Source organism: Agrobacterium sp. 16-2014-1-2a (assembly GCF_053522705.1).
Genome location: NZ_JBNWBX010000001.1, coordinates 791,181 through 813,245, shown reverse-complemented (window position 1 = coordinate 813,245; position 22,065 = coordinate 791,181). Strand labels below are relative to the sequence as shown.

The 22,065-nt window shown below is 59.6% G+C and carries 23 protein-coding genes; 4 read left to right on the top strand and 19 right to left on the bottom strand.

The window, feature by feature from the left end; translation table 11 throughout:
• Window position 1: 1 nt before the first annotated feature.
• The 3 genes from ACQZ45_RS04095 to ACQZ45_RS04085 all read right to left on the bottom strand — a co-directional run bounded on the left by ACQZ45_RS04095 (window position 2) and on the right by ACQZ45_RS04085 (window position 1,400).
• On the bottom strand, window positions 2-259 hold the full coding sequence (locus ACQZ45_RS04095) for a hypothetical protein (protein ID WP_003496894.1): 258 nt from the start codon (window positions 257-259) through the stop codon (window positions 2-4).
• Window positions 260-364: 105 nt separating this feature from the next.
• The gene (locus ACQZ45_RS04090; protein WP_003512294.1) at window positions 365-805 is read right to left on the bottom strand and encodes a TIGR02301 family protein; all 441 of its coding nucleotides are present in this window, start codon (window positions 803-805) and stop codon (window positions 365-367) included.
• A 178-nt stretch (window positions 806-983) separates the two neighbouring features.
• Complete coding sequence (locus ACQZ45_RS04085) at window positions 984-1,400, bottom strand: NUDIX hydrolase (protein WP_003512297.1); 417 nt, start codon at window positions 1,398-1,400, stop codon at window positions 984-986.
• Between the two features lie 106 nt (window positions 1,401-1,506).
• Here ACQZ45_RS04085 and ACQZ45_RS04080 point away from each other — a divergent pair, with 106 nt between their 5' ends.
• Complete coding sequence (locus ACQZ45_RS04080) at window positions 1,507-1,830, top strand: YnfA family protein (protein ID WP_026330795.1); 324 nt, start codon at window positions 1,507-1,509, stop codon at window positions 1,828-1,830.
• Between the two features lie 10 nt (window positions 1,831-1,840).
• Entirely contained in the window at window positions 1,841-2,602 is a 762-nt protein-coding gene (locus ACQZ45_RS04075; protein ID WP_111783192.1) for an SOS response-associated peptidase, read from the top strand.
• 75 nt (window positions 2,603-2,677) lie between these two features.
• Here the strand turns inward: ACQZ45_RS04075 and ACQZ45_RS04070 are convergent, their stop codons facing one another.
• The 6 genes from ACQZ45_RS04070 to ACQZ45_RS04045 form a co-directional block, all read right to left on the bottom strand.
• Window positions 2,678-3,970 (bottom strand): GGDEF domain-containing response regulator, encoded by a 1,293-nt coding sequence (locus ACQZ45_RS04070; RefSeq protein WP_065688173.1) that lies wholly within the window; start codon window positions 3,968-3,970, stop codon window positions 2,678-2,680.
• 402 nt (window positions 3,971-4,372) lie between these two features.
• Complete coding sequence (locus tag ACQZ45_RS04065) at window positions 4,373-4,504, bottom strand: hypothetical protein (protein WP_003496883.1); 132 nt, start codon at window positions 4,502-4,504, stop codon at window positions 4,373-4,375.
• A gap of 172 nt (window positions 4,505-4,676) precedes the next feature.
• The gene (gene pssA, locus ACQZ45_RS04060) at window positions 4,677-5,546 is read right to left on the bottom strand and encodes a CDP-diacylglycerol--serine O-phosphatidyltransferase (protein WP_003512304.1); all 870 of its coding nucleotides are present in this window, start codon (window positions 5,544-5,546) and stop codon (window positions 4,677-4,679) included.
• A 23-nt stretch (window positions 5,547-5,569) separates the two neighbouring features.
• On the bottom strand, window positions 5,570-6,268 hold the full coding sequence (locus ACQZ45_RS04055; RefSeq protein WP_003512305.1) for a phosphatidylserine decarboxylase: 699 nt from the start codon (window positions 6,266-6,268) through the stop codon (window positions 5,570-5,572).
• 164 nt (window positions 6,269-6,432) lie between these two features.
• A complete protein-coding gene (locus ACQZ45_RS04050) occupies window positions 6,433-8,319 on the bottom strand; it encodes an ABCB family ABC transporter ATP-binding protein/permease (protein ID WP_013635819.1) in 1,887 nt (628 codons plus the stop codon).
• A gap of 109 nt (window positions 8,320-8,428) precedes the next feature.
• A complete protein-coding gene (locus ACQZ45_RS04045) occupies window positions 8,429-10,432 on the bottom strand; it encodes a LysM peptidoglycan-binding domain-containing protein (protein ID WP_013635820.1) in 2,004 nt (667 codons plus the stop codon).
• 156 nt (window positions 10,433-10,588) lie between these two features.
• Between ACQZ45_RS04045 and ACQZ45_RS04040 the strand changes: the two genes are divergently transcribed.
• Together ACQZ45_RS04040 and ACQZ45_RS04035 are read left to right on the top strand one after the other, a co-directional pair.
• Complete coding sequence (locus ACQZ45_RS04040; RefSeq protein WP_003512311.1) at window positions 10,589-11,209, top strand: LOG family protein; 621 nt, start codon at window positions 10,589-10,591, stop codon at window positions 11,207-11,209.
• Window positions 11,210-11,403: 194 nt separating this feature from the next.
• A complete protein-coding gene (locus tag ACQZ45_RS04035; protein ID WP_113291444.1) occupies window positions 11,404-13,164 on the top strand; it encodes a peptidoglycan D,D-transpeptidase FtsI family protein in 1,761 nt (586 codons plus the stop codon).
• Window positions 13,165-13,221: 57 nt separating this feature from the next.
• Here ACQZ45_RS04035 and rarD read toward each other — a convergent pair whose 3' ends face one another.
• From rarD to ACQZ45_RS03985, 10 genes are all read right to left on the bottom strand, one after another.
• Complete coding sequence (gene rarD / locus ACQZ45_RS04030; RefSeq protein ID WP_003512314.1) at window positions 13,222-14,130, bottom strand: EamA family transporter RarD; 909 nt, start codon at window positions 14,128-14,130, stop codon at window positions 13,222-13,224.
• Between the two features lie 215 nt (window positions 14,131-14,345).
• Window positions 14,346-15,302 carry a prolyl aminopeptidase gene (pip, locus tag ACQZ45_RS04025; RefSeq protein WP_113291445.1) on the bottom strand — a complete coding sequence of 319 codons (957 nt, stop codon included), beginning with the start codon at window positions 15,300-15,302 and terminating at the stop codon, window positions 14,346-14,348.
• Between the two features lie 3 nt (window positions 15,303-15,305).
• The gene (locus ACQZ45_RS04020) at window positions 15,306-15,785 is read right to left on the bottom strand and encodes a GFA family protein (protein ID WP_065661172.1); all 480 of its coding nucleotides are present in this window, start codon (window positions 15,783-15,785) and stop codon (window positions 15,306-15,308) included.
• Complete coding sequence (locus ACQZ45_RS04015; RefSeq protein WP_065661171.1) at window positions 15,782-16,246, bottom strand: GFA family protein; 465 nt, start codon at window positions 16,244-16,246, stop codon at window positions 15,782-15,784. The genes ACQZ45_RS04020 and ACQZ45_RS04015 overlap by 4 nt, the downstream gene beginning before the upstream one ends.
• Window positions 16,243-16,719 carry a GFA family protein gene (locus tag ACQZ45_RS04010; protein WP_065661170.1) on the bottom strand — a complete coding sequence of 159 codons (477 nt, stop codon included), beginning with the start codon at window positions 16,717-16,719 and terminating at the stop codon, window positions 16,243-16,245. Before ACQZ45_RS04010 ends, ACQZ45_RS04015 begins: the two co-directional genes overlap by 4 nt.
• Complete coding sequence (locus tag ACQZ45_RS04005) at window positions 16,716-17,084, bottom strand: endonuclease domain-containing protein (protein ID WP_075807490.1); 369 nt, start codon at window positions 17,082-17,084, stop codon at window positions 16,716-16,718. The genes ACQZ45_RS04010 and ACQZ45_RS04005 overlap by 4 nt, the downstream gene beginning before the upstream one ends.
• A gap of 257 nt (window positions 17,085-17,341) precedes the next feature.
• Complete coding sequence (cysS, locus tag ACQZ45_RS04000; protein WP_013635827.1) at window positions 17,342-18,727, bottom strand: cysteine--tRNA ligase; 1,386 nt, start codon at window positions 18,725-18,727, stop codon at window positions 17,342-17,344.
• Between the two features lie 225 nt (window positions 18,728-18,952).
• Window positions 18,953-19,693 carry an SDR family NAD(P)-dependent oxidoreductase gene (locus ACQZ45_RS03995; RefSeq protein WP_019565381.1) on the bottom strand — a complete coding sequence of 247 codons (741 nt, stop codon included), beginning with the start codon at window positions 19,691-19,693 and terminating at the stop codon, window positions 18,953-18,955.
• Between the two features lie 150 nt (window positions 19,694-19,843).
• Window positions 19,844-21,337 (bottom strand): amidophosphoribosyltransferase, encoded by a 1,494-nt coding sequence (purF, locus tag ACQZ45_RS03990; RefSeq protein ID WP_003512343.1) that lies wholly within the window; start codon window positions 21,335-21,337, stop codon window positions 19,844-19,846.
• Between the two features lie 138 nt (window positions 21,338-21,475).
• Window positions 21,476-22,063, bottom strand: coding sequence for a CvpA family protein (locus ACQZ45_RS03985; RefSeq protein WP_003512345.1), 588 nt, complete (start codon window positions 22,061-22,063; stop codon window positions 21,476-21,478).
• Window positions 22,064-22,065: the final 2 nt, after the last annotated feature.

Here is a 22,065-nt window from a genome sequence, read left to right as displayed (position 1 = left end):
TTTACTGTATCACGCGCTGCGGGGAAAATTCGCCTTCAAGCATGCGCTGGCGCAGCGATTCCAGCATTGCTTCGGCACCGGCTTCGCCGTGCATACGGATGGTTTCGCGCATGGCCAGAGCGATTGCGGCATCGGCGATGATCTCCGGCTCGATGCCGTCGGCCATGCCGTCAGCCCATGCCTCGTTCTGGTGTTCCAGAGCGACCTGCATCTTTTCATGCACGATCATGTCGTCGATTTCGTTACGGCTCGTCTGCATTTTTCATCCTCGACAGGGCGGGCAAGTCCTTACCACCCTGTTAACAACACTAGCAGCCTTTTATCAAAACGGCACGGGCTGCGGCGAAAAGAGGTTAACAATCCGCTAATTTCCGAACCTGGACGCAATTTCCTGGGCGAGTGTTGCCCCTTCGTTACGGTAGCCCTCTTCTGCCATGACGGCGGCGCGTGTGCAACTGCTGTGGATGGCCGCAAAGGAACGATATCCACGGTTGAATGCAGCCGTCATGCGCTGGCGCCTTTCTGGTTCGTTGGCCGTATCGGCCGCCAGAAGATCGCTCATCGATTTGCGCCAGTCCTCCGGACCGGAGGAAGGGCACAGGGTTCTCAGATATTGCACCGCCCCCAATATCTCCGACAGCCGTGCCAGCCTGTCGTCATAGGGAGCGGGTTTGGGCGGTTGTGCTTCCGGCGGGCGAACCTCACTGGAAGCAGCCTTCGAAGGCTGCGCATGAGCGACGCCGTCTTGCCCGGCGGGTACAAGCATGGTCAGGAAAAAAGACAGGAAAATGGTTGGCCGTATCAAAATTTTATTCTGCCCCACACACACTCGTGAACACCCGGCGGGCGGATTGGTCCTAAAGCCATCGCGGTCTTTCAGACCGCCCCGTCAGCTTTAGGTCTATATCATGTCGTTATCGCAAAACTGCTGCACAGTGTTGCGCGACATCCTCTAGATAATAGCGATTCTGCCTGGCTGGCAATCATGCAAGCAGCCGCTCGGCGCATTCGACGACGCTTTCCGGTGCCGGCAACCGGCGGATTTCCGACAATGTGAACCAGCCTGCATCCGCCGCGTCGTCGGCCGCCGTCACCGCCGGGTCCGCGTCCGTTTCCACGGTAAAGACGGAGAGGAAATAGTGGCTCGTCAGCGCACCTTCGGGGTCGCGCGACGGCAGGTCATAGGTCGCAAACAGCTGCGGTTTACGCGCGACGATACCGGTTTCCTCCTGAAGTTCGCGCAGCGCCGTCTCTGCTGGCGTTTCACCCTCTTCGCCGCGCCCGCCCGGAAATGCGAACATGTCTTTCGACGGCGGATTTATACGGCGCACGAGCAGCAGCCGATCTCCATTCCGGACGATGGCGGAGGAGGCGGGGCGGGGCTTGATACGAAGGGTCATGAGTGGTTTCGCTTGTTTCAGCCGTCTTGGGCCTGTCTATATTGGTCCGGGAATACCGATGGTATATTCGGGAATCGGATCGATTGTGCACGCAGAAGACGGTGGAATGAAGGTCTATCTTATTTATGCCCTGGCGGCTGTTGCGGAAATCGCCGGTTGCTTTTCCTTCTGGGCGTGGCTGAAGCTTGGCAAGACAGGCTGGATATTGCTGCCAGGCATGCTGGCGCTCGCCGCTTTCGCCTGGGCTTTGACGCTTGTGCCGACCGAGACCGCGGGCAGGGCCTATGCTGCCTATGGCGGGATTTACATTGCCGCATCGCTTCTCTGGCTCTGGGGCGTTGAGGGGCAAGTACCGGATAGATGGGATATCGCCGGCGGTGCCGTCTGCCTCGCGGGCACGGCTATCATTTTATTCGGTCCCCGGGCCTGAGGAGCAGACAATGTGCGGACGTTTCGTGCTCAAAGCGACACCGGAAGAGATTGCCGATTATCTCGACCTGATCGGCCTTGAAGATTTTCCCGCCCGTTTCAACATCGCGCCCACACAGCCGATCCTGATCGTGCTGGAGGGTGAACGGCAGGAGCGCGGCAGTAACCTGCCCAACCGTCGGGCCATGCTGGTGCGCTGGGGTTTTCTGCCCGGCTGGGTCAAGGACCCGAAGGATTTCCCCCTGCTCATCAATGCGCGTTCGGAAACGGCCATCGGCAAGGCATCCTTTCGCGCCGCCATGCGCCATCGCCGCGTGCTGGTGCCTGCCACCGGCTTTTACGAATGGCGCCGCCCGCCGAAGGAGGAGGGCGGCAAGCCGCAGCCCTATTTCATCCGCCCGAAGAACGGCGGCATCGTCGCCTTTGCCGGCCTCATGGAGACGTGGTCTTCCGCTGACGGATCCGAGGTCGATACCGGCACCATCCTAACCACCGCTGCCAACGCCGCGATCGGCCGCATTCACGACCGTATGCCGGTGGTAATCGCGCCGGAGGATTTCAGCCGCTGGCTGGATTGCAAGACGCAGGAGCCGCGCGAGGTGGCCGACCTGATGCGCCCGGTTCAGGATGATTTTTTCGAGATGATCCCGGTATCGGACAAGGTCAACAAGGTCGCTAATGTCGGCGCTGACCTTATCGAGCCGGTGCCGGAAAGCGCGCCGCTCGCGAAAATGAGGCTACCTAAGGATGATGGCCAGATGTCATTGTTCTGATGTGCTTGCTGGCATTCGAGGCTGGTCATCGCGGATCGACCCGGTCACTCCACAGTTGCCCATCCTGCGTCCGTCTTACCCGTTTCGCCCGATTTTCTGCAGGCCTTCCTGGATCATGATATCGGAATAGACGCGGTTGCGGCCGTTCGCCTTGGCGAGGTAGAGCAGCTGGTCTGCGGCATTGAGCTGATTGTCGAAGGGTTCGCCCTTTTCGATTTCCACGACACCGAGCGAAATCGTCAGCGCCAGGCTGCTGCCGCTCAGCTGGCGGCCGTTCTTTTCGACGGCGCCGCGCAGCTCCTCGCAGAATTGATAGGCGGCATGCGCATTGAGCCCACGCAGGAACACGGCGAATTCCTCGCCGCCAAGGCGCGCGGGAATGTGGCGCTGCTCATGGCACATGTCGTGCAGCAGTTCGGCAAGCTTCTTCAGCGCCCTGTCGCCGGCATCATGCCCCAGTGTGTCGTTGATCTTCTTGAAATGGTCGATGTCGAGAATGGCGACTGCGCCGTTCTCGTCATTGTCGTTGATGACGTCCATCAGCGCCCGCGTACGCTCGAAGAAGGAGCGGCGGTTCGGCAATCCGGTAAGATGATCCCGCTCTGCCAGTTCACGCAGCCGTTTCAGCTGTTTCAGCGTTTCGATATTGTTGTCGATGCGGCACTGCAATTCTTCCGGCACGAAGGGGCGGTAGACGAAATCCGATGCTCCGGCCTTGAGGAAGCTTGCCGAAAGCAGCCGGTCCGTGGAGGACGAGATGCCGATGACCCGCAGGTCTTCCGAGGAACGGCTGTCGCGGATGCGGCGCGTCAGCTCGTAGCCGTCCATGTCAGGCATATGATAATCGGTGATGACGAGCTGAATCGATGGGTCCTGCGACAGGATTTCCAGCGCCTGCTTGCCCGAATGGGCTTCGCTGACCCTGAAATTCTGCCGTTCGAGGATTTCCACGAGGCCGGAACGCGCCGTCCGCACGTCATCTACCACCAGCACGGAAAACAGTCTGTTGGTCAAAATCCGGTCGACCGTTTTCACCACGGCATCAACGGTGCGATGGCCATCCTTGACGATGTAGTCGATGATCTTCTTTTCGGCGTAGCGCTTGCGCGCCTCCTCATCCACGGTGGCGGTGAAGACGATCGCCGGCACCTTGTGGTCGGCAAGAAGTGCGAGAATTTCACCCTTCGGCGCATCGGGCAGATTGAGACCGGTGAGTGCCAGCGTGAAATCATGGGCGCGCAGCAGGATATCGGCCTGCGCCATGCTGTCACAATGGATCACTTCGGCTGCCGTTTCCTCCGAAAGCCGCGACTTCAGCAGCATGGAAAGAGCAACGGAATCTTCAATCAGAAGGATTTTATCCTGCATGCCGTATGAAGCCCCCCATGGCCCGTCTTCGTTGGTTTTCCCGCAACATCCGAATTGGTCCGATACCGCCTGTCAACGGTATCGAAAATCGGCCTTGTTCGCTGTAGCAGGAAGAATCGCTAAAGTAGAAATTTTTTTGATGCTCAGTAGTCGATGCGAGACTATCCGTACAGTCGTCCCGTGGAAGTCGAATACTTTACTTCGTTTTGGTTGCAGCTTCGTTACAGATCGGGAAGTTTTATAAAACAGGCCGGTTATGCGGTTCTTGATGGGGGCCGTACAAACGGAGACGGCGCTAATATTAGCGCCGCACATTTATCCGGATGTTTTTTCGGATTGACCGTTACCATCGCAAAGTCTGCGAGGCCTTGGATGCTATGCTTTTAAGAAAAGCGAATGTTTTCAAGCGGTTTTGGCGGCGGGCTTGCGCTTCAGCATCAGGGCTGCGGCCGCAACGGCCTTCAGTCCGAGCGGTCGGTAGTGGCTGTTGAGGTCGGGCTTCGCCTGCGGCTGTGCCTTCGTCTCGTTCGTCATTTCTCTTTCTCCACAATTCACGTCAATCGCCGTTTCGATACGTGTGAGCTACTTCTCTCGCGGGTAATCTTGACGGATTCGAGGCGAAAGAAAGCGAAGCCCGTTTTTCGGGCTGCGACATTTTGTGTCACATCAAACGACGGTTCGTGGGAGAAAAATAATACCTGCGGTTTCAAATACCGCGATCGAGGCCGTTGCCGCCATTGGCGTCGTCATGCGCGTCTTCCTCAATCGTCAGCGTGCCATAACGGCGGTGCCAGAGGCGGGCGCTGATGGGGATGAAAACGAGATAGGCAGCAACCGTCAGAACCAGTACCTCCCAGGTGAAGCTCATCAGCATCGCGACGTAAAGCACGACGACGAGGATCATCGGCAGCACCAGATCGCGGCGAATGCGGCTGGTACCTGACTTTCCCGACCAGACCGGCAGGCGGCTGATGAGAAGATAACCGATCAACACGGTGTAGGCGGCGGCGATATAGGCGAAGGGCTTGCCCGGCTCGACACCAAGGAAGCCGAGATAAACAGGCAGAAGCACCAGCATGGCGCCCATCGGCGCCGGAACGCCCACGAAAAATTCGTTCTGCCACGGCGCCTTCACCGGGCGCTCGATCATGACATTGAAGCGCGCCAGACGAAGGCCTGCGGCAATCACGTAGATGAGGGCGGCGATCCAGCCTATCGAACGAGCCTGATCGAGCATATAGATATAGACGACGAGGGCAGGGGCGACGCCGAAATTGACGATGTCGGCCAGACTATCCATCTGTTCGCCGAATTTGGATGTCGCCTTCATCATCCGGGCGATGCGCCCGTCGATGCCGTCGAGGAAGGCGGCAAGCAGCACCATGCCCACGGCCAGCTCGAACCGGCCTTCAATGGCAAGGCGCACGCCGCTCAGGCCCGCGCAGATGGCCAGAACGGTGATGAGGTTGGGTATCACGAGGCGAAAGGGAATTTCCCTCAGGCGCGGCCCACGGCCGCTGTCGTTGCGGCCCTCATGTTTTCCGTTCTGTTGCGGCTCCGAGATCGGCGTTTCCATGGCGCATGCCCTTCCTGTTTTCGTCAGCCGCGACGGCTAAGGACCGGACCCTTGGCGGAGCCGAACTCGGCCAGAACCGTTTCGCCGGCAATTGCCGTCTGGCCTACCGAAACGCGCGGCTGAAAACCTTCGGGAAGGAAGATATCGAGGCGCGAACCGAAACGGATAAGACCGAAACGCTCGCCGGCATCAACTGGTTCATTCGGCTTGACCCAGCAGACGATACGGCGGGCGACCATGCCGGCAATCTGCACCACGCCAACCTTGCCATGCGCTGTCTCGATGACGAGGCCGTTGCGCTCATTGTCTTCGGAGGCCTTGTCCACTTCCGCATTGAGGAAGAGGCCGGGGCGGTAGGCGACATTGACGATACGGCCGCGCACGGGCGCGCGGTTCACATGGCAGTTGAACACGTTCATGAACACCGAAATGCGCACCATCGGCTCCTTGCCGAGTTCCAGCTCCAGCGGCGGAACGACGGTCTGGATGGCGGACACCTTGCCATCGGCAGGGCTGATGATCAGGTCGTCATCCTGCGGCGTCACGCGCTCGGGGTCGCGGAAGAAGTAGGCGCACCAGGCCGTCAGCACCAGACCGACCCAGAACAGCGGTTCGGATATCCAGCCGAGCACCAGCGATGCGACGAAGAAGGCGGCCACGAAGACGTAGCCTTCCTTGTGGATCGGTACGATGGTGTTGCGAATGGTGTCGAACAGATTCATAAGTTTCCTTGCTCCGGTTTCCGCCTGCCGTGTCGGTATATGGTCGTGATACGACATCATCCATACGGGCATGCGACAAAGTTCGCCTAGCTGGTTACAGCCAAACTCCCCGCCCGGCAATGGTCCGGTTGGTGTGCCGCCCCGTTGTCAGGGGTTTATGCCCGTCAATGCGCGGGTTCGCCGCGGTCCACAACGCCAAGATCGTCGGTTTCGCGAACATGGCGCAGCATTTCCTCTGCCCGGATGGCTTCGCGCTGGCGGCTCCACATCGAGGCATAAAGCCCGTTCTGTGCCATCAGCGAGGCGTGGGTTCCGCGCTCGGCGATCAAACCTTCCTTCAGCACGATGATTTCATCAGCGCTGATGACGGTGGAGAGGCGGTGGGCGATGACCAGCGTCGTGCGGTTTTTCGAAACGATATCAAGCGCGCTCTGGATTTCCTGTTCCGTATGGGTGTCCAGCGCAGAGGTCGCTTCATCGAGAATGAGGATCGGCGGCGCTTTCAGAATGGTTCGGGCAATCGCCACGCGCTGCTTTTCGCCGCCGGAAAGTTTCAAGCCCCGTTCGCCAACCATGGTGGCGTAACCCTCCGGCAACTTGCCGATGAAAGCGCTGATCTGGGCCGCATCCGCCGCTGCCGTGACCTCCTCGGTCGTTGCCGAAGGGCGTCCGTAACGGATGTTGTAGGCGAGCGTATCGTTGAACAGCACGGTATCCTGCGGCACCATGCCGATCATCGAGCGCAGGCTCTTTTGCGTCACGTCGCGAATGTCCTGCCCGTCGATGGTGACGGCGCCTTCCTGAATATCGTAGAAACGATAAAGCAACCGCGAGATCGTCGATTTTCCGGCACCCGAAGGACCGACGATAGCCACCGTCTTGCCCGCAGGCACATCGAAGGAAATGCCCTTCAGGATCGGTCTTTCCGGATCGTAGGCGAAATGCACGTCGCGAAAGGAAATGGCACCCGGTCCGGCCACAAGCGGCTTCGCGTCCGCCCTGTCGGTAACCTCGGCCTCGACCTCGAGAAGTTCGAACATCTGTTCGATGTCGGTCAATCCCTGGCGAATTTCACGATAGACGAAACCGATGAAGTTCAGCGGTACCGAAAGCTGCAGCAGAAGCGCGTTGATGAACACGAAATCGCCAATGGTCTGCTCGCCGCGTTGCACGGCCATCGCCGACATCAACATCATGACAGTGGAGCCGATGCCGAAGATCACGCCCTGGCCGAAGTTCAGCCAGCCGAGCGACGTCCAGATCGAGATCGCCGATTTTTCGTAACGCTCCATGGCAACGTCAAAGCGCTTCGCCTCCATCTCCTCATTGCCGAAATATTTGACGGTTTCGAAGTTCAACAGTGAATCGATCGCCTTGGTGTTGGCGTCGGTATCGCTGTCGTTCATGGCGCGGCGAATGGAGATGCGCCAGTTGCTGGCCCGCACGGTGAACCAGATATAGGCCCAGACGGTGACAACCGTGACCAGCACATAGGAAAAGCCGTAGGAGGTCCAGAAAATGATCGCCGTCAGCAGGAATTCGATGAAGGTCGGGGCGGTGTTGAGAATGGTGAAACGGACAATGGTTTCGATGCCCTTGGTCCCACGCTCGATAACCCGTGAAAGCCCGCCGGTCTTGCGCTCCAGATGGAAACGCAGGGAAAGCCGGTGCATGTGCACGAAGGTTCGGTAGGCGAGCTGGCGCACGGCATGCTGGCCGACGCTGGCAAACAGCGAATCGCGCAGCTGGTTGAGCCCGACCTGTATCAGCCGCGTCAGATTATAGGCGATGACAAGCGCGACAGCACCGAGCAAGAAGGCCGGAACCAGCCCGACCATGTCCAGCTTGCCGTTCAGCGCATCCGTTGCCCATTTGAAGAAATAGGGAACGAGGATCAGCACCAGCTTGGCGACAACGAGAAACGCCGTCGCCCAGATTACCCGCATTTTCAGGTCAAGGCGGCCTTCCGGCCACATGTAGGGCCAGAGGTTGATGAGGGTCTGCGTGGGATTGCTGGAATCCGCCGAAATGGTTTTTTTCTTGGTGGCCATCATTTGCTCCGGGCACTGCCGGAAGCCGACAGCAGGGCGGCGGCTCTGGAAAGCCGCCGTGCTTGTCACAGGTAGGGTTGTTGCGGGGTCACCGCAATGTCTTGAACGATCAGGAACCGCTCTTCAGACGCTTGCGATGAAGTTCTTCCGCATTCGGCAGGGCCTTCTCCGGCACACCGAAAATCTGGCCGGGCTCGATCAGGTCAGGATTTTTGATCTGATCCTCGTTGGCGAGGTAGATCGTGGTGTAACGCACACCCTGTCCGTAAACGCGGCGGGAAATCTGCCACAGCGTATCGCCGCGGCGGATGATGACGCTGTTCTGGCTTTCGGCAAGCGGCGGCTGCTCGAAGGTCTGCGGACCGGCGGGCGCCTGCGGTGCAGGTGCGGGCGGGGCGATGATGTGGAGGTCGGCAAGGCGGCTTGCCAGCGTGGCGATGCCCTTGCCGATCCCGGCAACGTCGTTCGGCCATGCCTCTACCGATGTCAGCAGCTGACGTGCCTTGGCGGCGATATCGCCGGCAAAGGCGGTAAAGGACGGCTCGGTGCCGGCGGCAGTGCGGAACTCGGAGAGCGACTTGAGGCCGATCACCACGGCGGAGCGGCCGGCAATGGCCTGGTCGAGCGCCGGTGTGGCCTGATCCTTGTAGAGATTGGACAGAATGCCGAAGGCCTTGGCGACATCCGTGCGCAGCTTTTCGAATGCAGCGCGGTCGCTTGCCGTGCTCTGGTTTTCAGAGGGCGCGGTCGTCGTGGCGGCGGATGGCGTTGCGGACGGTGCCTGCATGGCGACGGTTGCCTGGTCGGTCTGCGGGCGCTCGAATGGAACGCGCACGCGCACCTTCACCGTGCCGTCGGCATTCAGCTCTTCGACAGTGATGATATGGCTGCCGACGGAAAGATCGACATTGCCCTCGATGACGAAATGGCCGGAGGCCTCCGTGGTGCTTTTGCCGATTTCTTTGTCATCGACCAGCGCGCGCACGCTCGAAGCGGCAGGCGCGGAACCCGCAACGAAAATCTTCGAGCCTTCGAATTCGACGGCGGTTACCTGAACGGTCGAAGTCAGAGGAGCTGCGGCACCGGACGGAGCCGGGGTACCAGCGGCAGGCGCGGGCGTCGTGGTGGCGGCAGGTGTTGCCGACTGACCCGGTTGCGCGGCTTGCGGGGGCTGGAGTGCTGAAGGTGCCGCCTCCGGCATTGCCAGCACGCGGCTTGCTTCACCGGGCTTGGACACCATTGCCAAGAGTTCGCCCGCCTTGCCGTTGGGCACGGAAACGGTTGCGACTTCTTCGGATTGCGTTGCCTTGCCGCTGGCGTCGGTCGAGCGCAGCACCAGCTCATGGTCGCCCGGTGGCAGGGGATTGTCAAAAACGGCGGCGAAATCGCCCGATCCGTCGATGGTCGTCTGCGCGATCACCTTGCCGTTGCTGAGAATTTCAAGCTTCGAGCCGGGCTGTGCCTTGCCTGCGACCACAGCCGAACCATCGGGCTCGACGCGAAGCACGTCAAAGGTCGGTGCGCCCGATGTGGACTGCGCTGCATCGGCGGCAGGAGCGGCGGGTTGGGGCTGCTGTGCAGCCCCATCGTCGGTGCCGGTGAAGACGCCCGCCAGACGGCGAACCTGTGCTGCCGCCGCCGCTGCACTATCCGGCAGACCGCGCAGGAAAGCGGTGGTGCGTTCGGCCGCAGTGCGCGCCGTGGTGATGAGGCGCGACGTCGTTTCATCCAGCGTCTCGGGAATTTCGATATTGGTCAGTTCCTTGAGCGATGCCTCGACCTTCTTGCGTGCTGCCGCAAAGTCGGCGTCGGACGGAACCTTGCTATCGGCGAAAAGCGTGGTCAGATCCTTGATCGACTGGGTTGCGGAAGCCGCGAGGCGCCCGACCTTGTCGGCGATATTGGCGGTCTCCTGAGCGGCGTCGGACAGGATGTCTCCCGCCTTGTCGCTGCCCATTTCAACGCTGTTCTTCACTGCGTTGCCCGCTTCGTTGATGGCATCGCCGATCGGTTTGCCGTCATTGGAAATTCTAGGCAGGACGAAAAAGATCATGAGCAGGGACGCGATGCCCAGCACGATCAGTGCCAGCAAACCGGCTTTATTGTTTTTCATCCTGGAATCTCCGGGTATTGTAAGCTTTTTACACGAGTTCAGATTGCTAGCGTCTTACCTTGCCCCAGACAAGCGGCGTGGCCGTAAAAGGCCATATTTGCAAGGGATTTCCCAAATTTTCTTGACGTGTCGCATCCGGCATAGTTCCTTCCCATCATGACGGACAAAAATACAGCGATTCGATCCATCTGCGTTTATTGCGGCTCCCAGCCCGGACGTGACCCGGCTCACATGGAAGCAGGCCGCGCGCTTGGGAAATCCATTGCCGAAAACGGCATTCGCCTGGTCTATGGCGGTGGCACCAAGGGCATCATGGGCGCGGTCGCCAGCGGCGTTCTTTCCAACGGCGGCGAAGTAACGGGAATCATACCGGAATTTCTGGTCGATATGGAGGCTACACGCCATTCTCTCGGACAATTGAACGAGCTTATCGTCACCAAGGACATGCATGAGCGCAAACATATGATGTTTGAGCGCTCGGATGCTTTCGTAACGCTGCCGGGGGGCGTCGGCACGCTGGAAGAGATCGTCGAAATCATGACGTGGGCGCAGCTCGGCCGTCACGCCAAGCCGATTGTCTTCGCCAATATCAACGGCTTCTGGAACCCGATGCTGGAACTTGTGCAGCATATGCGCGATCAGGGTTTCATCCATCGCGCCCATCTTTTGAACCCGCTGGTCATCGATGAGGTCAAGGACATCGTGCCCGCCATCATCGACCGGGCGCTTGCGCAGCAGAACCCGGAAGGCGACCCTTCGGTAATTTCCCGTCTCTAGGCATCGAATAAATGTTAACGGGCCGCCACGAGGTTCGTTACAATTTTAAGTGTATATTAATAGAGATTTGACTGCGGCATCGCCCCGCCCGCTGTTTTCATGGCTCCGCGCCCGATCCTGTGCCAGCGTCTACAAGGCGTAGGCTGAGCGCGGAATTTGATTTTCGCCGCCATGATAGCGGGGCTCATTGGGGAATGATTGCTTTTTTGGTGCGGCTGAAAAGCCGGGCGCATTTTATTATTCAGAGAAGTCCGTTTCAGGGCAGGGATGCGATCCTCGGTTCCGCTGCCCGCCGCCGGGTGGACGCGAAAAAGCGGCTCGGAATATTGATCGCCGTCTTTGCCGTTATCTACGGCGTCGTTGCAGCACGGCTTGTCCAATACGGCCTTGCCGAACCCATTGCGACCGCATGGATCAATACCGGCGCTACAGCGGTCGCCTCCCGTCCCGATATCCTCGACCGCAACGGCACTCTGCTCGCGACCGATCTCAACATGGTGTCGCTCTATGCGGATCCGCGTCGGGTCGTGGACGCGGATGAGGTTGTCGAGAAGCTCGCAACCGTCATCCCCAATCTCGACTGGCGCGAGACGCACCGCAGATTGCGCTCGGACACCGGCTTTCAATGGCTGCGGCGCCAGCTGACGCCGCGCCAGCAGGCCGATATTCTCAACCTCGGCATCCCCGGCATCGGTTTCCGGCCGGAGAAACGGCGCTTTTATCCGGGTGGCCCCGCAGCCTCGCATATCATCGGCCACGTCAATGTCGACAATCAGGGCCTTGCGGGGATGGAACGTTATCTCGACCAGCAGGGACTGGCCGACTTGCGCGCGACCGGCCTTGCCAGCGGTGCACCGCTGGAGCCGGTGAGGTTGTCGATCGATCTGCGGGTGCAGAACATCGTGCGTGAGGTCGTGCTCAAGGCGAAAACCGCCTATCAGGCGGAGGCTGCCGGTTCAGTGATACTGGATGTGGAGACGGGCGAGGTGCTGGCCATGGCGTCGGTGCCGGATTACGACCCGAACGAGCCTTCCCGCACCCTTGCCGATGGCAGCATCGACAGGGAGTATGAAAAGGGCTGGTTCAACCGCATGAGCAATGCGACCTTCGAGATGGGATCCACTTTCAAGAGCTTCACACTTGCCATGGGACTGGATGCAGGTGCCATAACGCTCAACTCGGTGGTTGACGCGTCGCGGCCCATCCGCATGGGCGGCTTCACCATCAAGGATTTCAAGGGCCGGAACCGCCCGCTGTCGATCCCGGAAGTGTTTCAATATTCATCGAATATCGGCACGGCGGCTGTTGCCGACAAGGTCGGGGTCGAAGGCCACCAGCAGTTCCTGACGAAACTGGGACTTCTTTCCAGAATGGATACGGAAATGCCTGGCGTTGCCACGCCAACCCAGCCGAGAACATGGAAGAAGATCAATTCCGTCACTATTTCCTTCGGCCATGGCGTTGCCACGACGCCTTTGCAGACGGCGGTGGCAGCAGCTGCGCTCATCAATGGCGGCAGCCTTATTTCGCCGACCTTCCTGCCGCGTTCCCGAGAGGATGCGGCAGTGCTTTCCCGCACCGTCATCAACGGAAAGACGAGCGCCGATATGCGTTACCTGTTCAACTGGAACGGCATCAAAGGGTCGGGCAGGGGTGCGCAGGTGGAAGGATTTCACGTTGGCGGCAAGACAGGAACCGCCGACAAGGTCATCAATGGCCGTTATGCCAAGGATATCAATTTCAACGCCTTCGTTGCCGGTTTTCCGATGCACAAGCCGAAATATGTCGTTCTGACGATGATCGACGCCCCCAGGACCGGCGTGAACGGAGGACGCACGGCTGCCTCGACGGCCGCACCCGTGACCCGTGAAATCATCACCCAGACGGCTGGACTTCTCGGCGTCAAACCGCGCTTCGGTTATGACGCGACACCGCAATTGCTGGTCGATTATTGAAGACCCACATTCCCGTTACAGATACGGGAATGTGGAGAGCTGGCATGACGCGGAAGGTTATCGCTTCAGCCGCATCAGGCTCGATGCGGTGTAGATCGCCAGCGCCACCCAGATCATTGCAAAGGCCGCCATCCGCACCATGTCGAACGGTTCCTTGAAGATGAAGATGGCGATGAGGAAGATCATCGTCGGAGCGATATATTGCATGATGCCGATGGTCGACAGCCGCAGAAGCTTTGCACCATTGCCATAAAGAATAAGCGGAACGGCGGTGACGATGCCGCTGGCCGCAAGCAGCCAGGTGTCGGTCGCATTGCCGGCCATGAAATGCGCCTGTCCGCTAATGGCAAGCCAGGCTAGCACCAGCACGGCCGGAACGGAAAGAAGCATGACTTCAAGCAGGAAGCCCTGTGTGGCGCCGATTGGCAGCGTCTTGCGGAAGAAGGCGTAAAAACCCCAGGACACGGTGAGCGCAATGGAAACCCATGGCAGGCTGCCCGCATGCCAGGTGAGGATCGCAACGGCCAGCCCCACGAGGCCGATGGCGGCGATCTGCGCCGGATAAAGCTTTTCCTTGAGCAGTACCGCGCCGAGGAAGATGCTGAACAGCGGATTGATAAAATAGCCGAGCGCGGCATCGAGTGCGCGGCCCGCGCCGATCGCCCAGATATAGATGCCCCAGTTGATGCTGATGAGCGCAGCCGTGAGGCTTGCCATGGCGAGCATTTTAGGGGTTTTCAGCGCAGTGCGGATTTCCGCCGTGCGACCGAGAGCGATGAGGACGGCGGCGCCGATCGGCACTGACCAGATGACGCGGTGCACGATGACCTCTATCGGCGAAATATGCGCAACCGCCTTCATGTAGATGGGAAGGAATCCCCACAGCAGATATGCGGAGAGCGCGAAAGCAAAACCGCGTGCGCTATCGCCGCCCTCTTGGGCCGGAAGCGTTTTATCGAGTGCCATGGGAGTACCGCCAATTATTAGGGATTGCCCTTCATAACGGATCGGCGTAGCGCGGGCCAATTCATTTCCGTGAAGCGTTCATGAGAAAAACTGCATGAATAAAAGGCGATTTGCTCTTGAAACAGGCGACTTTGCGATCGGAGGGATGATCCACGCACGAAAATCTGCGTGAATCATTGTCTCATCAGGCCGCTTCAAGCATCTGAAAGGCCTGCCTATTTCCCCCCGAAACGATCGGTTGCGCGGATCAGCTGGTCAAGAATACCGGGTTCGCTCAGGGCATGCCCGGCTGCCTCGACAATATGGAAATCCGCCTTCGGCCAGGCCTTGGCAAGCTGCCAGGCATATTTCAGCGGGCAGGGCATATCGTAACGCCCGTGCACGATGACGCCCGGAATATCGCGAAGCTTGCCTGCATCGCGCAGCAATTGCCCTTCCTCCAGCCAGCCGCGATTGACGAAGAAGTGGTTCTCGATGCGTGCGAAGGCGATGGCGTATTTATCCTCGCCGAAATCCTCGACGCGCGCCGGATCGGTAACAAGGGCGATGGTTGCGCCTTCCCACTGGCTCCATGCTCGCGCGCATTCGAGCTTCTTGGCTTCGTCCGTACCGGTGAGATAGCGATTATAGGCCTGCATCATCTCGCCGCGCTCGGCTTCAGGAATTGGCGCTATGAAGTTTTCCCAGCGATCGGGATACATTTCAGAAACGCCGAACTGGTAATACCAGTCCAGTTCCGGCCTGGTGACCGTGTAGATGCCGCGCAGCACCAGTTCGCTCACGCGTTCGGGATGAGTCTCGGCATAGGCGAGCGCCAGCGTCGAGCCCCAGGAGCCGCCGAAAACCAGCCATTTTTCAAAGCCGCACAGCGCACGGAGCCTTTCAATGTCGGCAACCAGATGCCAGGTAGTATTGGCTTCCAGTTCCGCATGCGGCGTGGAGCGACCGCAGCCGCGCTGATCGAACAGGATGACGTCGTAAAGTGCCGGGTCGAAAACGCGGCGATGCGTGGGGTTTACCCCGCCGCCCGGACCGCCATGCAGGAAAACCGCCGGTTTCGCACCGCGTGTACCAACCCGCTCCCAATAGATCGTGTGCCCATCGCCGACATCGAGCATGCCGCTCTCGAAGGGTTCGATCTCGGGATAGAAGCTGCGCAATTCTTCGGTCATGTCTTACTTTCCTTCAGGTGGCCATTCGGCCGTGTCACGATCCGGGTGTTGCCGGTTGTTGACCGGTAGCCGGTTTTCGTCCGACGCAGCTTCCGGCTCGACCGGCAAGCCGTCAAGGTCACCGAACCAATGCATTTTGCTGTCGAGATTTGATTGCGCCTCGGGCTTTATCAGCTCCGGCTCGTCCAGCGAACCAAGCGTGATGTTGATGAAATCGGCGTCCGGCATGTCATAGAAAAGCGGCGTGCCGCACCGTCCGCAAAAACCGCGTCGCACGTGATCGGACGACTGAAACCACGAAGCCTCGCCACGGGTCATTTCAAACTTCGCGCGGGTACTTGCTGCAAGCGGCATGAAATAGTTGCCCGATGCCTTCTGGCACATGCGGCAATGGCACAGATGCGGATAGCGTAACCCGCCATCGATCCGGTAACGCACGGAGCCACACTGGCATCCGCCGCTGAAGCTTTCTGAACCGTTCATGCGCGGTCGTCTTCCGGCGGCCAGACCTTGGTGTCGTGGTCCGGGTGTTGGAAGGAGGTGATATCAGCCTCATCGACGCTCTGCTCGATTACAGGTTTTGAAAACAGCTGCTCGATCCAGGGCATGCGCTTGTGGATATTGACCTGCACCTGCGGTTCGATCCGCTCCGGATTATCGAAAGCGCCGATCGCGATCTCTACGCCGCCAGGATAATGATAGGTCAGCGGCGTGCCGCATTTGTTGCAGAAGCCGCGATGGATTTTCGCAGATGAACGGAAGAGGGAAGGCTGGCCGCGCGTCCATGTCAGATGCGCCTGATCGGCGGTGACGAGTGCACCGAAGAAATTGCCGAAATGCTTCTGGCACATGCGGCAATGGCAAATGGAGGGGCGACCGATCTTGCCCGCATGAAACCGCACGGCGCCGCACTGGCAGCCGCCGGAAAAGCCTGTTTCGCTCATCGTTTATTCTCCGGGGGCCAGCTCTCGGTGTCATGGTCGGGGTGCTGGTAGGAAACGAGGTTGGTCAGATAGTCGACCGAGGTCAGATCGTCTTCCGTTGGGACGGCGGGTAGCGTGTGGATGCTGTCGACGAAATCGATTTTGCGTTCCACGCCCCACTGAATGGTGGGCGGCAAGGCGGCGGGATCGTCGAAAGCACCGGCCGCAACCGCCATGCCATCCGGCGCCTCATAGGTCAGCGGCGTGCCGCATTCGGGGCAGAAGCCGCGCTTGACGACGCTGGAGGACTGAAAACGTTTCGGCTCCCCCCGCGTCCATTCGAAATCGACGCCGCGCACCGAAACCAGCGGCGCGTAATAGGCCCCAAAAGCCTTCTGGCACATGCGGCAATGACAGATGGAACTGTCCTTGAGATCGCCGGTCGCGCGGAACCGGATCGCGCCGCACTGGCATCCGCCGGTGTAGGTGGTCATGGTTGGCTCTCCTTTACCGTCCGGATAATGTGGAGACAGACATTGTCGATGTCTTTCACAACATCTTCGTTCCAGAAACGCAGAACCCGCCAGCCACACTGCTCCAGCGTCTCCGTTCGTTGCCGATCATAGTCTGCCGCAGCATCTTCCGCATGCTGAAACCTGTCTAACTCGACAATGATCTTATGCGACGGGCAGGTGAAATCAACGATGTATCCTGCGACAGGCAGCTGGCGTCTGAAAGACAGACCTGCAAGACGATGGGCACGGACGGCGTTCCAGAACTTGAGTTCGGCGCCTGTCATGACCTTGCGCATCTGCCGAGCATGTTTCCGATGTCGGGGGCTGACCTTGGCATGGGGCATCGGGATGCTCGCGACTTGATCGGTTGCCGCGAGATTGTAGCATGGTGTGGACGAAATCAAGGGCCTGTCGTGGGGCATCACCACCCTCTGCCCTGCCGGGCATCTCCCCCTCAAGGGGGGAGATCGACAAGCGGCTAGCACCCTACCTATGGAATGCGCGGGGACTTATCGCACTAGCGCGCGGCATCTGATCTCCCCCTTGAGGGGGAGATGCCCGGCAGGGCAGAGGGAGGTAAGTCCCAAGCCGCAGCAGCAAATTACCGCTTCAACTCCCAGGTCGTCGTCCGTTCCCCGGTTTCCTTATCCTTGCCATCCTTCAACTGAATGCCCTTTTCAGAAAGCTCGTCGCGCAAACGATCCGCCTCTGCAAAGTTCTTCGCCTTCAGCATTTCCAGACGCAGTTGCACTAGGGCATCGACTGCCGAAACGATAGCCTCGTCCACTTCCGCTTTCTTCGGCAATACGCCGAGCAGGGCGGCGCTGGCCGCAAAGGCGGGCAGGCGGGCAGGATCGGTATTGGCGGCATGTGCCAGCGCGTGAAGCGCCTGCACGGCGGCAACCGTGTTCAGGTCGTCGGCAAGCGCATCAAGCACGGTTTCGTCCGGTGCCGCGTCGGAGGCTTCGGCCGCCGGCCACTTGGCGAGAAGACGTTCGGCCTCTTCGAGACGCTTCACCGAAAAATCGATTGGCTCGCGGTAATGCGTCATCAGCATGGCAAGGCGAAGAACCTCGCCCGGCCATTGGCGGCCGCCGAATTTTTCGGTGTGCAGCAATTCATAGATGGTCACGAAGTTGCCCTCGGACTTCGACATCTTGCGGCCTTCCACCTGCACGAAGCCATTATGCATCCAAACATTGGCCATCACCTGCGTGCCGTGGGCGCAGCGGGATTGCGCGATTTCGTTCTCGTGATGCGGGAAAATGAGATCGAGCCCGCCGCCGTGAATGTCGAACACTTCGCCGAGGTAGCGACCGGCCATGGCCGAGCATTCGATGTGCCAGCCCGGACGGCCGCGGCCCCAGGGGCTTTCCCAGCCGGGCTCATTATCAGAGGAAAGTTTCCACAGCACGAAATCGCCGGGGGTCTTCTTGTGTGCTTCCACCGCCACGCGCGCGCCGGCCTGCTGTTCGTCCAGCGGGCGTTTGGACAACTGGCCGTAATCGGCCATCGAGCGGGTGTCGAACAGCACTTCGCCGCCCGCCGCATAGGCATGGCCGCGTGCGATCAGCTTCTCGATGATGTCGATCATCTCGGCGATGTAGTCGGTGGCGCGCGGTTCAACGGTCGGCTGCAGGCAGCCGAGTGCTGCCACATCCTCATGGAACTGGTCGGCGGTCTTTTTCGTCACCGCGTGGATGGCGTCATTCAGCGGCAGATGCGGATAGTCGCGCAGCGCCCTTGCGTTGATCTTGTCGTCGAGATCGGTAATGTTGCGGGCGTAGGTCACATGGCTTTCGCCATAGACGTGGCGCAGCAGCCGGTAAAGAACATCGAAAACGATGACCGGGCGCGCATTGCCGATATGGGCGAAATCGTAAACCGTTGGTCCGCAGACATACATGCGCACGTTGTCGGCGTCGATCGGCGCAAATTCCGTCTTTTCGCGTGTCAGGGTGTTGTGGAGTTTCAGGCGCAAGGACATGCGGGCGTTCCCTAAAGGCAGTCAATTGTCCTGGCCGGACCGTTTGTCTGTTGGACCTTGCGGGGAGACGAAAACGATCTGGCCGGTGGTGAACCAGCAAAAATTATTCAGCAGCAGGTGCAGATCGTTGTTTTCATGCCTTGCCTTATGGCGTGCCGGTGTTTCGCGGTCAAGCGTTTCTCGCAGACGCCAGAAGCACCTTAAGAGACCGCCTTGACCAAAAGCCTATTCCGGCTGGCGGTAATCCAGGAATTTGCCTTCACGCACCACGAAGAGCTTGCCGGTTTCGGTAAGCTCAGGCGAGGCGAGTTGAACAATGGCGGCGGCAACTTCAGAAGGGTGCGGCACGTCTGCGGGGTCTTCGCCGGGCATGGCCTGCGCACGCATGGCTGTTCGTGTCGCGCCGGGATTGATGCTGTTGATGCGCAGGGCGGTTTTATCTGTTTCCGCAGCCCAGGTCCGGGCAAGTGCCTCAACGGCGGCCTTGGAGGTGGAATAGACGCCCCAGAAGGGACGACAGCTATGGGCAGCACCCGAAGACAGGATCAACGCGCGCCCGGCATCCGATCGCAGGAGCAACGGTTCGACCGAGCGGATCAGCCGCCATGTAGCGGTGACATTGATGGTCATGACCCTTTCGAAGACTTTCGCCTCGATATGGCCGACCGGGGAGATGACGCCGAGAACACCGGCATTCGCGACCAGAATATCGAGCTTGCCCCAGCGCTCGAAGATATTGGCGCCCAGCGCATCGATGGCGTTCATATCGGCGAGATCGAAGGGAACCAGCGTCGCGGTGCCGCCGACGGCCTTGATGGCGTCGTCCAGATCCTCGAGGCCGCCGACCGTGCGGGCGCAGGCAATGACATGCGCACCGGCCTTGGCAAGTTCCAGCGCCGTGAAATAGCCGATACCGCGCGACGCGCCGGTGACGAGCGCGATCCTGCCCTTGAGATTGATGGTCATTTTGCCCCCTCCGAAATTCATTCCGCTTGTTTTATGAAGCCCCTGACGCCAACCGCAAGCGATCAAAACGCCGCAGCGGGCACGGTTTCAATCGCCCGCCACAAAAAAGCGACCACCGGAAGCCGGTGGCCGCTTGTTATTTCAAGATTATCAGCCGTTGCTGGCCAGCACGGAAATCTTGCTGCCCATCGCCTCGCCGTTCTGGTCGAGAAGGCGGGTAGGGTAGTCGCCGGTAAAATAATGGTCCGTGAATTGCGGACGCGCATTGTTGCGGTTCTCGCCACCGACGGCGCGGTAAAGACCGTCGATCGACAGGAAGGCAAGCGAATCGGCGCCAATGAATTTCGCCATGGCGTCCACATCGGCATATTGGTTGGCGAGCAGCTTGTCGGCATCAGGCGTGTCGATGCCGTAGAAATCCGGATGGAAAATCATCGGGCTGGCAACGCGGATATGCACTTCTTTCGCGCCAGCTTCGCGGATCATCTGCACGATCTTCAATGAAGTCGTGCCGCGCACGATCGAATCATCCACCAGCACCACGCGCTTGCCTTCAATCATCGCCCGGTTGGCGGAGTGCTTGAGCTTGACGCCAAAAGCGCGAATCTGCTGCGTCGGCTCGATGAAGGTACGGCCGACATAGTGGTTGCGGATGATTCCGTATTCGAACGGAATACCGCTTTCCTGCGCAAAACCGAGCGCTGCCGGCGTGCCGCCATCGGGAACCGGAACGACGACGTCAGCTTCCAGCGGCGCTTCCTTGGCAAGGTTCATGCCCATGTTCTTACGCGTCGTATAGACGTTGCGGCCGCCGACGACGGAATCGGGGCGGGCGAAATAAACATATTCGAACAGGCAGAGACGCTCCGGCTGCGGCTTCGAAGGCTTGCGTGCATCGATTGTGATCGAACCATCAGGCTGAATTTCACAGATGATGACTTCGCCGTTTTCGACGTCACGCACGAATTTCGCGCCGATGATATCGAGAGCGCAGGTCTCCGAGCAGAAGATCGGCTTGCCGTCCAGCTCGCCCATGACGAGCGGGCGGATGCCGATCGGGTCGCGGGCTGCGATCAGCTTGGTGCGGGTCATCGCCAGCATCGAATAGCCGCCTTCCATCTGACGGATGGCGTCGATGAAACGGTCGGCAGTGGAGCTGTGACGCGAACGGGCGATGAGGTGCAGCACGACTTCGGTATCCGATGTCGACTGACAGATGGCGCCGGTGGCGATGATCTGTCGGCGAAGCGTCAGGCCATTGGTGAAATTGCCGTTATGGGCAATCGAAATGCCGCCTTCTTCCAGCTCGGCAAACAGTGGCTGCACGTTGCGCATCGCCACTTCGCCTGTCGTGGAGTAGCGGGTATGGCCAATCGCGATGGAGCCGGGCAGGCGGGCAAGGGTTGCAGGATCGGTATAATGATCGCCGACGAGGCCCATATGGCGTTCCTGATGGAAGCGCTTGCCATCGAAGGAGACGATGCCTGCTGCCTCCTGGCCGCGATGCTGAAGCGCATGCAGGCCCAGTGCAGTCAGGGCAGAGGCATCGGCGTGGCCGAGAATGCCGAACACGCCGCACTCTTCGTGCAGCGTGTCGCCGTCGATCTCTTCATTGAAAGTGGAATGCGAAAGCGGCTCAATCATCCGGCTTGCCCTTGCTCTCTACCGAGAAAAACGAAAGACCTCTCCGGTGAGCTTGTCTCCCGGTCGGCCAGTCTGTGTCGTGCTTGATATTTAGCACAAATAGCGCGCCTTGCATGCATTGCAAGGCGCGACACTGTGTCAATTATTCGTTGCCGGCGGATTTGTCGCCGGTACATCTTCCGCAGGCGTCTGCGCGGCTGCCGGTTCCTGCGGTTTTCCGAGGATACGGGCGCGGATCTGCGGCTCTATATCGTCAGGCAGAACCGCTTCCAGCTTGCCCACCAGCCCGTCGAGGAAAGGCTTGGACTTGGCCTGGGTTACCCATTGCGGCTGCGTCTTCACATCCACCAGCCAGTTCCAGAAGGCAACCGCGACGACCAGCAAGAGAATGCCGCGCGCTGCGCCGAACAGGAAACCCAGCGTGCGATCCAGCGCACCGATGCGGCTGTCGATGATGAAATCGGCAATGCGCGAGGTGATGAAGGAAATGACGACAAGGGAGATGAGGAAGACGACGCCTGCCGAACCGGCGATGGCGATCTTGTCGTCATCGGTATAGTTGCGTGCATAGGGCAGCAGGATCGGGAAAAGATAATAGGCGGCGGCGACCGAACCGGCCCAGCTCGCGATGGACAGAATCTCGCGGGAAAAACCGCGCACCATCGCGAGAATGGCGGAGAAAAGAACAACGGCGATGACGATGCCGTCGAAAATTGTAATGGGCATAT